The organism is Caminibacter pacificus, assembly GCF_003752135.1.
Lineage (GTDB): Bacteria > Campylobacterota > Campylobacteria > Campylobacterales > Nautiliaceae > Caminibacter > Caminibacter pacificus.
Map to the genome: position 1 here is coordinate 17,364 of NZ_RJVK01000002.1, position 12,538 is coordinate 29,901.

At 35.7% G+C, this 12,538-nt stretch carries 13 protein-coding genes; 6 read left to right on the plus strand and 7 right to left on the minus strand.

All coding sequences use genetic code 11. From position 1 onward, the window contains the following. Positions 1–23: 23 nt before the first annotated feature. The 6 genes from EDC58_RS03755 to ppk2 form a co-directional block, all read right to left on the minus strand. Positions 24–977 carry a TAXI family TRAP transporter solute-binding subunit gene (locus EDC58_RS03755; RefSeq protein WP_123352177.1) on the minus strand — a complete coding sequence of 318 codons (954 nt, stop codon included), beginning with the start codon at positions 975–977 and terminating at the stop codon, positions 24–26. Between the two features lie 115 nt (positions 978–1,092). After that, positions 1,093–2,541 (minus strand): IMP dehydrogenase, encoded by a 1,449-nt coding sequence (gene guaB, locus EDC58_RS03760; RefSeq protein ID WP_123352178.1) that lies wholly within the window; start codon positions 2,539–2,541, stop codon positions 1,093–1,095. Further along, positions 2,538–3,893: an Asp-tRNA(Asn)/Glu-tRNA(Gln) amidotransferase subunit GatA gene (gene gatA / locus EDC58_RS03765; RefSeq protein WP_123352179.1), complete on the minus strand. Its 1,356-nt coding sequence runs from the start codon at positions 3,891–3,893 to the stop codon at positions 2,538–2,540. The genes guaB and gatA overlap by 4 nt, the downstream gene beginning before the upstream one ends. After that, positions 3,880–4,008, minus strand: a complete 129-nt coding sequence (locus EDC58_RS03770; RefSeq protein ID WP_123352180.1) for a glutamyl-tRNA amidotransferase — start codon at positions 4,006–4,008, stop codon at positions 3,880–3,882. Before EDC58_RS03770 ends, gatA begins: the two co-directional genes overlap by 14 nt. Further along, positions 4,001–6,736, minus strand: a complete 2,736-nt coding sequence (gene ileS / locus EDC58_RS03775) for an isoleucine--tRNA ligase (RefSeq protein ID WP_123352181.1) — start codon at positions 6,734–6,736, stop codon at positions 4,001–4,003. Before ileS ends, EDC58_RS03770 begins: the two co-directional genes overlap by 8 nt. 34 nt (positions 6,737–6,770) lie before the next feature. Then, the gene (ppk2, locus tag EDC58_RS03780) at positions 6,771–7,565 is read right to left on the minus strand and encodes a polyphosphate kinase 2 (protein ID WP_123352182.1); all 795 of its coding nucleotides are present in this window, start codon (positions 7,563–7,565) and stop codon (positions 6,771–6,773) included. 44 nt (positions 7,566–7,609) lie between these two features. On the opposite strand from ppk2, the gene EDC58_RS03785 reads away from it, so the two are divergent. After that, positions 7,610–8,620: a CinA family protein gene (locus EDC58_RS03785; RefSeq protein WP_123352183.1), complete on the plus strand. Its 1,011-nt coding sequence runs from the start codon at positions 7,610–7,612 to the stop codon at positions 8,618–8,620. Here the strand turns inward: EDC58_RS03785 and EDC58_RS03790 are convergent. Further along, the gene (locus EDC58_RS03790; RefSeq protein ID WP_123352184.1) at positions 8,613–9,434 is read right to left on the minus strand and encodes a hypothetical protein; all 822 of its coding nucleotides are present in this window, start codon (positions 9,432–9,434) and stop codon (positions 8,613–8,615) included. The genes EDC58_RS03785 and EDC58_RS03790 overlap by 8 nt on opposite strands. Positions 9,435–9,540: 106 nt before the next feature. On the opposite strand from EDC58_RS03790, the gene EDC58_RS03795 reads away from it, so the two are divergent. The 5 genes from EDC58_RS03795 to EDC58_RS03815 are packed head-to-tail and all read left to right on the plus strand — an operon-like array spanning position 9,541 to position 12,530. Beyond that, entirely contained in the window at positions 9,541–10,557 is a 1,017-nt protein-coding gene (locus EDC58_RS03795; protein WP_123352185.1) for a bifunctional 3,4-dihydroxy-2-butanone 4-phosphate synthase/GTP cyclohydrolase II, read from the plus strand. Further along, entirely contained in the window at positions 10,554–11,429 is an 876-nt protein-coding gene (gene hemH, locus EDC58_RS03800; protein WP_123352186.1) for a ferrochelatase, read from the plus strand. Before EDC58_RS03795 ends, hemH begins: the two co-directional genes overlap by 4 nt. Then, positions 11,426–11,851, plus strand: a complete 426-nt coding sequence (gene dtd / locus EDC58_RS03805) for a D-aminoacyl-tRNA deacylase (protein ID WP_123352187.1) — start codon at positions 11,426–11,428, stop codon at positions 11,849–11,851. The genes hemH and dtd overlap by 4 nt, the downstream gene beginning before the upstream one ends. Next, positions 11,852–12,244, plus strand: coding sequence for a DUF2914 domain-containing protein (locus EDC58_RS03810; RefSeq protein WP_123352188.1), 393 nt, complete (start codon positions 11,852–11,854; stop codon positions 12,242–12,244). It begins immediately after the preceding gene. Continuing rightward, positions 12,225–12,530 carry a hypothetical protein gene (locus EDC58_RS03815; protein WP_211325226.1) on the plus strand — a complete coding sequence of 102 codons (306 nt, stop codon included), beginning with the start codon at positions 12,225–12,227 and terminating at the stop codon, positions 12,528–12,530. The genes EDC58_RS03810 and EDC58_RS03815 overlap by 20 nt, the downstream gene beginning before the upstream one ends. Positions 12,531–12,538 lie beyond the last annotated feature (8 nt).

Sequence of the window (12,538 nt, forward strand, 5' to 3'; positions counted from 1 at the left end):
TTTCAAAAAAAGAAGGGGAAAAATTATAGAAGTCCCGCTTCTTTGAATGCTTTTACTGCTCCAGGGTGCATCATATTATGATCGAAACCTTTTAGTAAGTCTTTTTTAGTTAAGTTTTTATATGCAGGGTGCATTTTTTTGAATTTGTCAAAGTTGTCAAGAATCGCTTTTGTTAGATAATATACGGTTTTTTCATCCATTTTGTTACTTGTAACAAGGATAGCTTTAACTCCGTATGTTTTTGTAGGATGATTTACACCTTTGTACATTCCAGCAGGAATCACTCCCCATGCATAATAAGGTTTTTCAGCTACAAGTTTTTGAGCCGCAGGTACGTTATCAAGAGAAATCAAATCGATTGCCACTGAGTTTGCCGCGTCTTTGATATTTGCAGTTGGATGTCCTACCATATAGAAATATCCGTCGATTTTTTTATCTTTAAGAGCGTTCGGACATTCAGCCGCTTTTAGTTGCTCTACTTTGATATCTTTTAAATTCATTTTTTTGCAGTAATCAAATAATGTTTTTACAGCAGCTTCGTTACCGCTTCCAGGGTTTCCGATATTGATTCTGTGACCTTTTAAGTCAAAAAAGTTTTTAATTCCGCTATCTTTTCTAACTACAAGAGTCAAAAGTTCAGGGTGAATTGACATAACAACTCTTAAACCTTTAAACGGTTTACCTTTAAATTTTCCCTCTCCGTTGTATGCTTGATATACTACGTCTGATTGAGCGATACCGAAATCAAGCTCACCTTTTTTAATAGCGTTGATGTTATATACGCTTCCTCCCGTACTTTCTACAGTACATTTAATACCTGTTTGTTTTTTCATCTTGTTCATAATTCTACAAATTGCTCCACCTGTCGGATAATATACTCCCGTTACTCCACCAGTTCCTATCGTGATGTATTCATAAGCAAACGCACTCGTTGCTAATACTGCCGCAGATAATGCGCCTATAACCAATTTTTTCATTGGCACTCCTTTTAAATAAATTGTTATTCATTTTATTATATCGAAAATTTAACATATATTAAAGAAAAATTAAGATATAAGTAAAAATAATGAAAAAGAGGGAAAGTTATAAGTTTTATTGATGATAGTTAGGAGCCTCTTTTGTGATAGTAACGTCGTGAACGTGAGATTCTTTAAGTCCTGCGCTTGTAATTTCCACGAATTCCGCCACTTCTTGGAATGTAGGAATATCTTTTGCACCGCAATACCCCATAGATGCTCTAAGCCCGCCGATTAATTGATGAATTACATCGGCAACTTTTCCTCTATAAGGTACCATTCCCTCAATTCCTTCCGGTACCAATTTATCAGCAGCAGTTCCCTCTTGGAAATATCTATCGTTACTTCCTTTTTGCATAGCGCCGATACTTCCCATACCTCTGTAAGATTTGTATTGTCTTCCTTGATACATAATAGTTTCACCAGGAGACTCTTCAGTACCCGCAAGCAAGCTTCCTATCATTACGCTGCTCGCACCTACAGCCAATGCTTTTGCGATATCACCGGAATATTTGATACCTCCGTCTGCTATTACAGGTACTCCGTGTTTTTTAGCTTCTGCGGCACATTCGTCAATCGCACTGATTTGAGGCACACCAACACCAGCAACGATTCTTGTCGTACAGATACTTCCTGGACCGATTCCAACTTTTACAGCATCCGCTCCGGCTTTGATTAAGTCTCTTGTAGCTTCTGCGGTAGCAACGTTTCCGGCTACTACATCAACGTCAAATCTCTCTTTTATAGCTTTTACCAAATCCAAAATTCCTTGAGAATGTCCGTGAGCCGAATCGACAACGATTACGTCAACTCCGGCTCCTACAAGTGCTGCCGCTCTTTCTATTCCGTTACCGACTCCAACAGCCGCCGCAACTCTTAATCTTCCGAATTTATCTTTGTTTGCATTAGGATATTCTTTTTTCTTTTGGATGTCTTTAATAGTAATAAGACCTTTTAAATACCCCTCATCATCAACAATCGGAAGTTTTTCGATTTTATGTTCGTGTAAAATATCTTCGGCTTCTTCAAGAGTAATTCCCTCTTTTGCGGTTACAAGAGGCATTGGAGTCATAAGCTCTTTAACTTTTTTAGAGTAGTTTTTTGCAAATCTAAGGTCTCTATTTGTTAAAATCCCTACAAGTTTTCCGTTTTTATCAACAACAGGCACACCTGAAATTTTATAAGTCGCCATAATATCAAGAGCTTTTGCAATAGTGTCATCCGGAAAAACTTTTACAGGATCGATTATAATTCCACTCTCGCTTTTTTTAACTTTTTCAACCTCTTTTGCTTGAGTAGCGATATCCATATTTTTATGAATTACCCCGATTCCTCCGAGTCTTGCAATAGCAATAGCAGCCCTTGCTTCCGTAACTGTATCCATAGCCGCCGATACGATAGGAATATTAAGTTCGACGTTTCTTGTGAATTTTGTTTTTAAATCCACTTCTTTTGGTAAAACGTTTGAATATTTAGGTACTAATAATACGTCTTCGAATGTCAGTGCTTTGTATTTGATTCTCATTTGCTTTCCTTTACGATGTTTTCTACTATTTTTGCTCCGTCAAATAGAGTTTGTTCGTCAAAATGTTTTGCGATAAGTTGCAAGCCTATTGGCATATTGTCTTTATCTTTTGCGATAGGAAGAGAAATTGCAGGTACTCCCGCTAAGTTTACGCTAATAGTATAAATATCGCTTAAGTACATTTCAAGCGGGTCTTTTTTGCTTCCGAATTCAAAAGCCGTAGTAGGAGTTACGGGTGTAAGTACCAAGTCCGCTTCGGCAAAAAGCTTATCGAATTCGTTTTTGATTAAGTGTCTTACTTTTTGAGCTTTTAAATAATATGCGTCGTAATATCCGCTTGAGAGAACGAAAGTTCCGAGCATAATTCTTCTTTTTACCTCTTCACCGAATTGCGCTCTTGTTAATTTATAAGTTTCTTTAAGGTCTTTTCCTTCGATTCTATGTCCGTATCTCATTCCGTCGAATCTCGCAAGGTTCGAGCTAGCTTCGGCTGTAGCTACGACGTAATAAGTCGCAACGTCGTATTTTGAGTTCATAAGAGTTTTGTGAATTATAGTATGCCCCTCTTTTTCAAGCTGAGCTATAACGTCTAAAATAGCTTTTTTGATATCTTCGTCCGCTTCTTCTATGTAGTTGTCGATTACGGCGATTTTAAGTTTTCTATTTTCGTTAATTTCTATTTTTTTGTTTTCTACAGGAGCTGAAGTCGAATCTTTAGGGTCGTGTCCTGCGATAATATTGTATAAAATAGCCGCATCTTCTACGTTTTGGGTAATAGGTCCGATTTGGTCAAGAGAGCTTGAAAACGCAACAAGTCCGAGTCTGCTAACTCTTCCGTATGTAGGTTTCATCCCCACAACACCACAAAACGCGGCAGGTTGTCTGATAGACCCACCCGTATCGCTTCCAAGAGCGGCAATAGCAAGCCCTGCTCCTACAACTGCAGCACTACCACCGCTACTACCACCCGGAACTCTATTTGGATTATGAGGATTTAGGGTTTTTCCGTATTGGCTGGTTTCTGTCGAACTTCCCATAGCGAATTCGTCCATATTACATCTACCGTACGGACTAAGCCCCGCGCTTAACATTTTCTCAATTACCGTCGCGTTATATGGAGCAACATATCCTTGAAGAATCTTCGAACTACAAGTAATTTCCCAATCTTTTACGTTGATATTGTCTTTGATAGCGATAGGCACGCCATCACCCGCTTCGCTTAAATCAACACCCAAAAACTGCTCGATATATCCGCCCAAATTTTTATTTTCTTTTGCTTTTTTATTAATCTCTTTTTTTATTTCTTTTAATTCTTCTTTTGGTAAATTTAATGCTTCTTTAAGAGTTATCATTCTCATCCTTTATATCTATTTTTAAACTTTTAAGCCACAAATAAATCAAATAACTACCGCCTACAAGTACGATAATCGTAAATAGGACAAACCAAAAAGGTACAGGTTTATCCATTAAGAGCCTTTTGACATCTCTCACAAAGCTCGTTTTCTTCTTTTGATAAATATCTCCAACATCTCGGACATTTGTGAAGAGGAGATTTTTTAACTTTCACTACGAATTGCTCATCTCCCACATGGAATTCATCAAGCGTTTCACCCTCTATATTGTCACAAATCATACTTACGTTAAAAAATTCAGCCATTTCATCTACCAATAGTTTATCGTAATTAGTCTCAATAGCAAGCTCAAGAGTGTCTTTTATTACTTTTTCTTTTTTGAGTTTATCTACGATTTCGTAAAATCTTCTTCTGATTTCCAAAATATCCTCATCAATAGGATTCTCAACAGCCGCAAGCGGAGTATAGATAAAATCGAAAATATCACGTGCGTCTTCTTTAATTACTTTAGGAGCATGCTCTACCGCTTCGTCCATAGTATATGTAAGCACAGGCGCTAAAAGCGGCAGCATCTCTTTTAAAATAATCGCCATTGTACTTTGTGAATTTCTTCTTTTTGGCGAATTTAGAGGTTCACAATATAATCTGTCTTTACATACGTCAAGATAAATAGCGCTAAGTTCCGTTACGATGAAGTTATTTAGAATATTAAACGCTTTTGAAAAATCATATTTTCCGAAAAGATACACAACCTCATCAAACACTTCTTTCGTTCTGCTTAAAATCCATTTGTCAATCATTGACGGATTATCAAGTTTTATCTCTTCAAGGTCGTTTACGTTAGCAAGCAAGAATCTTATTGTATTTCTTATTTTTCTATATTGTTCCGCCACTTGTTTTAGAATATTCTCACCAAGTTTGATATCTCCGCTATAATCGCTCGTAGCAACCCAAAGTCTAAGAATTTCGGTACCGAATTTTTTTGCCACTTCGCTCGGAGCTACTACGTTTCCTTTGGACTTACTCATTTTTTCACCTTTTTCATCAACGGTGAATCCGTGAGTAAGAATGGATTTATAAGGAGCTCTGTTTTCTACCGCTGTAGATACTAAAAGCGAACTTTGGAACCATCCTCTATGCTGGTCGCTTCCCTCAAGATACATACTCGCAGGATATTCACCGGCGTCGTATCTGCCCGATTTAAGCACAGCAAACCAAGTCGAGCCGCTATCGAACCATACATCAAGAATGTCGTTTACTTTTTCAAGATTAGGAGCAAGAGATTTTTTTGATTCCGGCAATAACTCTTCAATACTCATATCATACCAAGCATCGGCGCCTTTTACTTTAAAAATATTATAAATATGCTCGATAATCTCATCGTCTATTAAAAGCTCTCCCGTTGTTTTATCTCTAAAAAACGCAATCGGCACACCCCAATCTCTCTGACGGCTTACACACCAATCAGGTCTGTTGCTAACCATCGTAGATAGTCTGTTTTTACCGCTTGGAGGTGTAAATTCTACGTTTTGAATCTCTTTTAGGGCTTTGTTTCTTAAAGTATCGCCCTCATACTCTTTATCCATTACGATAAAAAATTGTTTGGTCGCGCGGAAAATAACAGGATTATGACATCTCCAACAGTGCGGATAGCTGTGTGTGAATTTTGAAGCTTTGATTAAATTTTCACCTAAAATCTCTAAAATTTTTTCATTCGCTTCAAAAATATGCATACCTACGAAATTCTCAGGTAAAAGACCTTCTTTTACGATAATAGGAGAATATTTTCCTTCATCATCAACAGGTTGTAAAATCTCTTCGTATCCGTATGCTCTCCAAACTCTGTAGTCTTCTTCACCATGCCCCGGAGCCGTATGAACGCATCCCGTACCGCCGTCCATTGTTACGTGCTCTCCAAGAAGAATTACCGATAATCTATTGTTTAGAGGATTTACGGCTTTTAGTCCTTCAAGCTCTTTAGGATCGAATTCTTTTACGATTTCGCCGTTTACCACACCCTCTTCTTTTAATCTCTCATAAAGAGGTTTTGCAACTATAAAATTATCACTCGTTAAAACATAAGGAGTTTCAGGATTCAGAGCAATTCCCATATTCGCAGGAAGCGTCCATGGCGTAGTAGTCCAGATGATAATTTTCGCGCTTTTAGTCCCGAGTGCTTTGTTTGCTTCTTTGCTTAGAGGAAACGCTACGTAGATTGAATAATCTTCTTTGTCTTCATATTCAACTTCCGCTTCCGCAAGAGCGGTTTTATCGTGCATACACCAAAATACAGGCTTACTTCTCTCTATTAAAAGACCTTTTTTGGCAATTTCGGAGAGTGCTTTATAAATGTCGGCTTCAAATTCGAAATCCATAGTTTTATATGGATTTTCCCAATCACCGATAATTCCCAACGATTTAAACTCTTCTTTTTGAATTTCGATAAATTTCGCGGCGTGTTCGCGGCATAGTTCTCTGATTTTTGTTTTCGGAAGGGTTTCTTTTTTCTCTCTACCAATCTTTTTTTCCACTTGTTGTTCTATTGGCAGTCCGTGACAATCCCAACCAGGTACGTATCTGATATCGAATCCTTGGAAATAGTAATATTTATTAATAATATCTTTTAAAACTTTATTAAGTGCGTGACCGATATGAATATGTCCGTTTGCATACGGAGGTCCGTCGTGTAGATTGAATTTGTCGTTTCCGCGTCTATTTTCTTTCATTCTTTCATAGACGTTTTGACTAAACCATTTTTGGTATCTTTTAGGCTCGTTTTGTGGAAGATTCCCGCGCATCGGAAAAGAGGTTTTAGGCAAAAGGAGAGTCTCTTTATAATCCATTCAATTGTCCTTTTTACGCAGTATTATATCAAAATTATCCGGCGTTTGTTATAACTTTTACTATGTTCGGGTCGGCTTCGTAAAAATATTCTTTGTCAGGATAATCGAACTTGCTTAAAATGTATCTTATGACGTTTATTCTCGCTCTTTTTTTATCATTCGCATCCACTTCAACCCATGGAGCATATGGCGTAGCGGATAAATCGAACATCTCTTGTTTATATTTTTGATAGTCCTCATAATGCTTATAACTCTCCCAATCAAGAGATGAAAGTTTCCAATTTTTAAGAGGGTCGTTTTCTCTTGCTTTGAGTCTTTTTTTCATCTCTTTTTTTGAAATTTGAAGCCAAAACTTAATAAAATATATCCCCTCATCCACAATCAAATCTTCAAATTTAGGCACTTGTCTTATGAATCTGAGATACTCTTCGTGAGTGCAAAAATTAAAAACCCTCTCCACAGTCGCACGATTGTACCAGCTTCTATTAAAATAGACCATCTCTCCACCTGCCGGAAAATGAGGCACGTATCTTTGAAAATACCACTCAGTCTTTTCTCTGTCGCTCGGTTTTGGCAGTGCTACGCTTCTGGCTACTCGAGGATTGAGATGCTCTAAAATTCTTTTAATCGTGCCGTCTTTTCCTGCGGTATCGACTCCGTCGAAAGTTACCAACATTCTTTTTTTATTATTTACTATCCAAGCTTGAAGTTTTACAAGTTCTACTTGGAGTTTTAAGAGCTCTTTTTCATAAAATTTTCTTTTTAACTTTCCGTTGCTTTTAAAAACTTTCTCTTTTGGAAGTGTGTATTCGGGTAGTTTTGTTTTCATAGCAGCTCCTTTTGTTATAATTATTATAACACAAAGGAGAGAGCATGGAAGTAATTTTTGTCGGTAAAGAGTGGAGATTCAAAAAAGCGCTAAAAGAAGAGCTTTTCAGATATATCAGCTTTGACGCGATAAAGTATATCGATAGTTTCGATATCGATTTTAGACCGAGCAGCGATACGTTAATTGTCACAAACCAAAAAACTTATCCTTTGGTTACGAGAATAATCGCAAGGCTTGCAAACCAAAACATAGTGGTAAAAAACGACATTTTAGTACCGGAAAAAAGTAAATTTTCTAAAAACAGCTTTTTAGTGGAGCTCGGTGGTAAAAACGTAAACGTAATATTGTTGGAAAAAGAGGTACCGGAAATATTTATAATAACCCCGTCTTTTGAGAGAATAAACGTATTCAAAATGGACAAAGATACGGCTTTAATGTTTTTGGAGCCTATTTTAAACGCCCACAAACTCGATTATACCATATATGAAAACGAAGGAGGATTTGTAGAAATCGTCACAGAACCTTTAAGCGATACGATAAAAAAAGAGATAATTTCGACAATTCCTTATGTTGTCTTCGGAAATCTTTTCGAACATATCGTTAAAACTCTCCCTCCTAAAAAAATCACTTTTGCCGAAAGCTGCACGGGAGGGCTTATTGCAAGTCATCTTACTAAAATAAGCGGCTCAAGCAATTGTTTTGACGGAAGCGTAGTAACATACGCAAATAGAATAAAACACGAATGGCTCGGAGTGGAAAACTCAACTCTCGAAAAATACGGAGCAGTTAGCGAACAGACGGTAAAAGAGATGCTCTTAGGAGCTATAGAAATCAGCAAAGCCGATTTTGCTATTGCCGTTAGCGGAATAGCCGGGCCTACGGGTGGCACTCCGACAAAACCGGTAGGTACGGTTTATATAGGAGTCGCGGATAGGAAAAATCTTCAAGTCGAACTATTACACTTAAAAGGCGATAGAAATTACATTCAATACCAGGCTATGATGAATGCTATCAGACTTTTTATAAATTTCGCAGGGCTATACGAAACTAATTGATAGTTTCGTTTTTGTCGTATTTTCCGTCATTATTCGTATCCAAATACAAACTTAATTTTCCATTTTGATAATTCGCAAGTCCGTTTGAATTGTCAAATAAAAATTTATTTTCGAACTCCACCAATTCTCCGTTTTGAGACAAAAAGTCTTTTGTAGTTTCGGAAATTAATGCATAAGTGTTATCATCAAAAATAATTCTTCCTCCGTTATATTTCCAAGTAACGTTAGAATCGTTTATTTGAGAAATTATATTTGCATTTTCAAGTTTATAGCTGTTTGAATTCTTTAAAAAAGTTACATTCTCATTTAAAGAAAGATTCGTTATATCACAATTATCATTAATGGTATTTACCAAATCGATAGTCGAATCTTTTGAAAAAATAGTATTATCCAATTTAAAATCACTCAAAAAAGTATATTTTTTATCTGTACAAATACCACATACGTCGCAATTACTAGCATCTACTGACAACGTTCCGTCTAAAAAATGAGAATTTAATTGACAATTGTCATAATTTATCACATATCCGCTTGTAGTTTTACTAATCTGTGCCAATCCTCCGTTATCACACGCAATATTCGAAGAAACTTTCGTAGATAACGTAGATGTCGATAAAAGGTCACTATTAATACTCTGTAGAGTTATAACGTCAGTAACATCGTTGTTTTCCAATGTTTCGGCACTTTGTTGAACTTTTTCCAATGAAGCGTTTGCCATTTGCGTCACCATATCGACACTATTACTCGAACTACCCCCACACCCAATCATAAAAACACTAAACAATCCCAATGTTGATGTTATTACATTATTCACCCCGACCCCTTTTTTTTATGAGATAATAAACTATATAAATTATGCAAAAATGACAAAAATTTCTAAAAGTATATATTTTGATAAAATTACGAAAAAAAGGCCTTTGATGTCAGAAGCAATTGAAAGAGTTAAACAAGCGATCGAAGATATAAAACAAGGCAAAATCATAATTATGATTGATGATGAAGATAGGGAAAACGAAGGCGATTTGGTATATGCCGGAGTGTTTTCGACTCCTGAGAAGGTAAATTTTTTAGCAAGTAAAGGAAAAGGGCTTATTTGTGTGAGTATCACCAAAGATATCGCAAAAAGACTCGAACTAAACCCGATGGTTCCTCAAAATCAAGAGAGTTTTTCGACGGCTTTTACAATAAGTGTTGATGCAAAAGAGTGCAAAACGGGAATAAGTGCTTTTGAGAGGGATTTGACTATCAAAAAACTCTCATCCCCTACCTCAAAACCGGATGATTTTGTAAAACCGGGACATATTTTCCCGCTTATCGCAAAAGAAGGAGGCGTGCTTGTCAGAACCGGTCATACCGAAGGAAGCGTAGATATCTGCAAACTTGCGGGCGTATTCCCAAGTTCCGTAATATGCGAGATTATGAACGAAGACGGCACGATGGCAAGAAGAGACGATTTGAAAAAATTCGCAAAAGAGCATAATCTAAATATCGTCTATATCTCCGACATCGTAGAATATAGAATGCAATTTGAAAGCTTAGTCGAAAAAACGGCTGAAGAAGAAATAATCCTAAACGACGTCAAATTTAAAAAAATAGTCTTTAAAGACCATTTGGGACAAACTCACTACGTAATAGCCAATAATCCAAAAGAAACAACAAACGTTAAATTTTACAAAGTCACCAAAAACGTAGATTTTTTACTAAACGATTCACTGATGAAAGAGTATCAAAAAGTGCTCGAATATATAAAATTCAACAACGGAGTTATCGTATTTATCGATTCTAACAGCAAAGACAATAAAGAATTCGGAATCGGAGCGCAGATATTAAAATCTTTGGGTATTAAAAATCTGAATCTAATATCAAAACACAAAAGCGAATTAAACGCTCTTAAAGGTTTCGGAATCAATATCAAAGATTACGTGGAGATAAAATGAAAGCGATAATACTACACAATATGGGAGGGGCCAGAAGCGAAAAGGAGCTTAAAGAATTTCTTTATAATATGTTTAAAGACAAAAGAATAATCAACTCTCCAATCCGTCATATCTTAGCTCCTCTTATCTCAAATATAAGATACAAAAAAGTATGGAAAAACTACGAAACAATTGGCGGTAGCAGACTTCACAAAGTAACCGAAAGTTTATGTGAAAAAATGAAAAACGAAAAATACGACGTAATTTATGCTATGAGATATACCGCTCCTTATTTAAAAGATTCGATTCATAAATACGATGAAATTATTTTTATTCCGATGTACCCTCATTACTCTTTTACGACAGTAGAAAGTGCTCTGGATGATTTGAAAAACACCAATTTCAAAGGTAAGGTTAAAATAGTAAAACCTTTTTATCAAAACGAAGAATTTAATGAAATTTTAAAAGAAAATATATTAAATTCCGTTGAAAATCCGAGTGAGTGGAATTTGATATTTTCAGCTCACGGACTACCTAAAAAAATAATAGAATCCGGAGATAGCTACGAAGAAGAAGTAAAAAAACACGTAGAAATTTTAAAAGAGAAACTGCCTCAATTCAAATCGGTCAGTTTGGCGTTTCAATCAAGATTTGGCAGAGGAGAATGGTTACAGCCTTATCTTGATGAAAAATTAAAAGAATTTAAAAATGAAAAAGTGCTTATTTATCCGATATCTTTTATGATAGACAACAGCGAAACAGATTTGGAATTGAAAGTGGAATATAAACATTTAGCGGATGAAATAGGAATAAAAGAGTATAAAGTTGTAGAATGCCCTAATGATAGTGAAAAAGTGGCCCAATTTTTATTAAAACTTGCGGAGGAAGCATGAAAGCGGTAATCCAAAGAGTAAAAAAAGCAAGTGTAAGCGTTGAAAATAAACTCATCAATCAAATAAATGAAGGAATTTGCGTACTTATTGGATTTGAAAAAGAAGACACCGAAGAGAAACTTAAAAAAATGGCGAAAAAAATTGCAAATTTAAGAATTTTCGGTGATAGATTCGAAAAAAGCGTTATCGATATAAATGGTGAGGTTTTACTCATACCGAATTTCACAATCCCAGCAATTACAAAAAAAGGCACAAGACCGAATTTTCAAAACTCGATGTCACCAGAGAGTGCAAAAGAATTTTATGCTAAAATGATAGAAGAACTTAACCGATATATTCCGACAAAAGAAGGAGTTTTCGCAGCTCATATGGAAGTCGAAATCTTAAACGACGGACCCGTTACCTTAATCTTGGAGGTTTAAATGAAAAAATTACTCTTAACTTTACTTGCGGTAATCGCTTTTGCTTATGATATTAAAGAGTTCGTAACTTGCAAAAAAGTGGTCGATTTAACACCTCAACAAATTACCGACACATTTACGACAAAAGACAAAAAAGTTTATGCTTTTGCTTATTTTACCAATATTAAAGAAAACAGACTCATCGACTTTGTTTGGGAAAAAAATGTAAACGGCGTTTGGAAAATCTATGCCGACGTTCAATTACCTATATACACCGGTTCGAGATGGAGAACATACTCAACTATCAATATTCAACCGTGTTTTGTCGGAAAATGGAGAGTAAGTATCGTTGATAACGATCAGGTAGTCGATTCTAAAGAATTCAATATTACAGATGAAAACACGAGTGAATAAACTAAAACAAGAAATTTTAACTTTAATTAACAAAAAAGCAAACGTTGAAATTGCAATAATAAAACTTTATACCATACAAAATAATGACATTGAAATTTCATATTACGAAGATTGTGAAATTAATGGGATGCTTAAAGCCTTAAAAATTATCGATGAAAAAGAGTTTTTATCTTTTTTAGAAAATCTCTCGAAAATGAAATGTAAAATTTTCACTAAAAATTATCCTGTTTGCAAAATTGAAAAAGAAAAAGTAGAAATTATAGACGCGGATTATTTGCCGTTTTAAAGGACAAC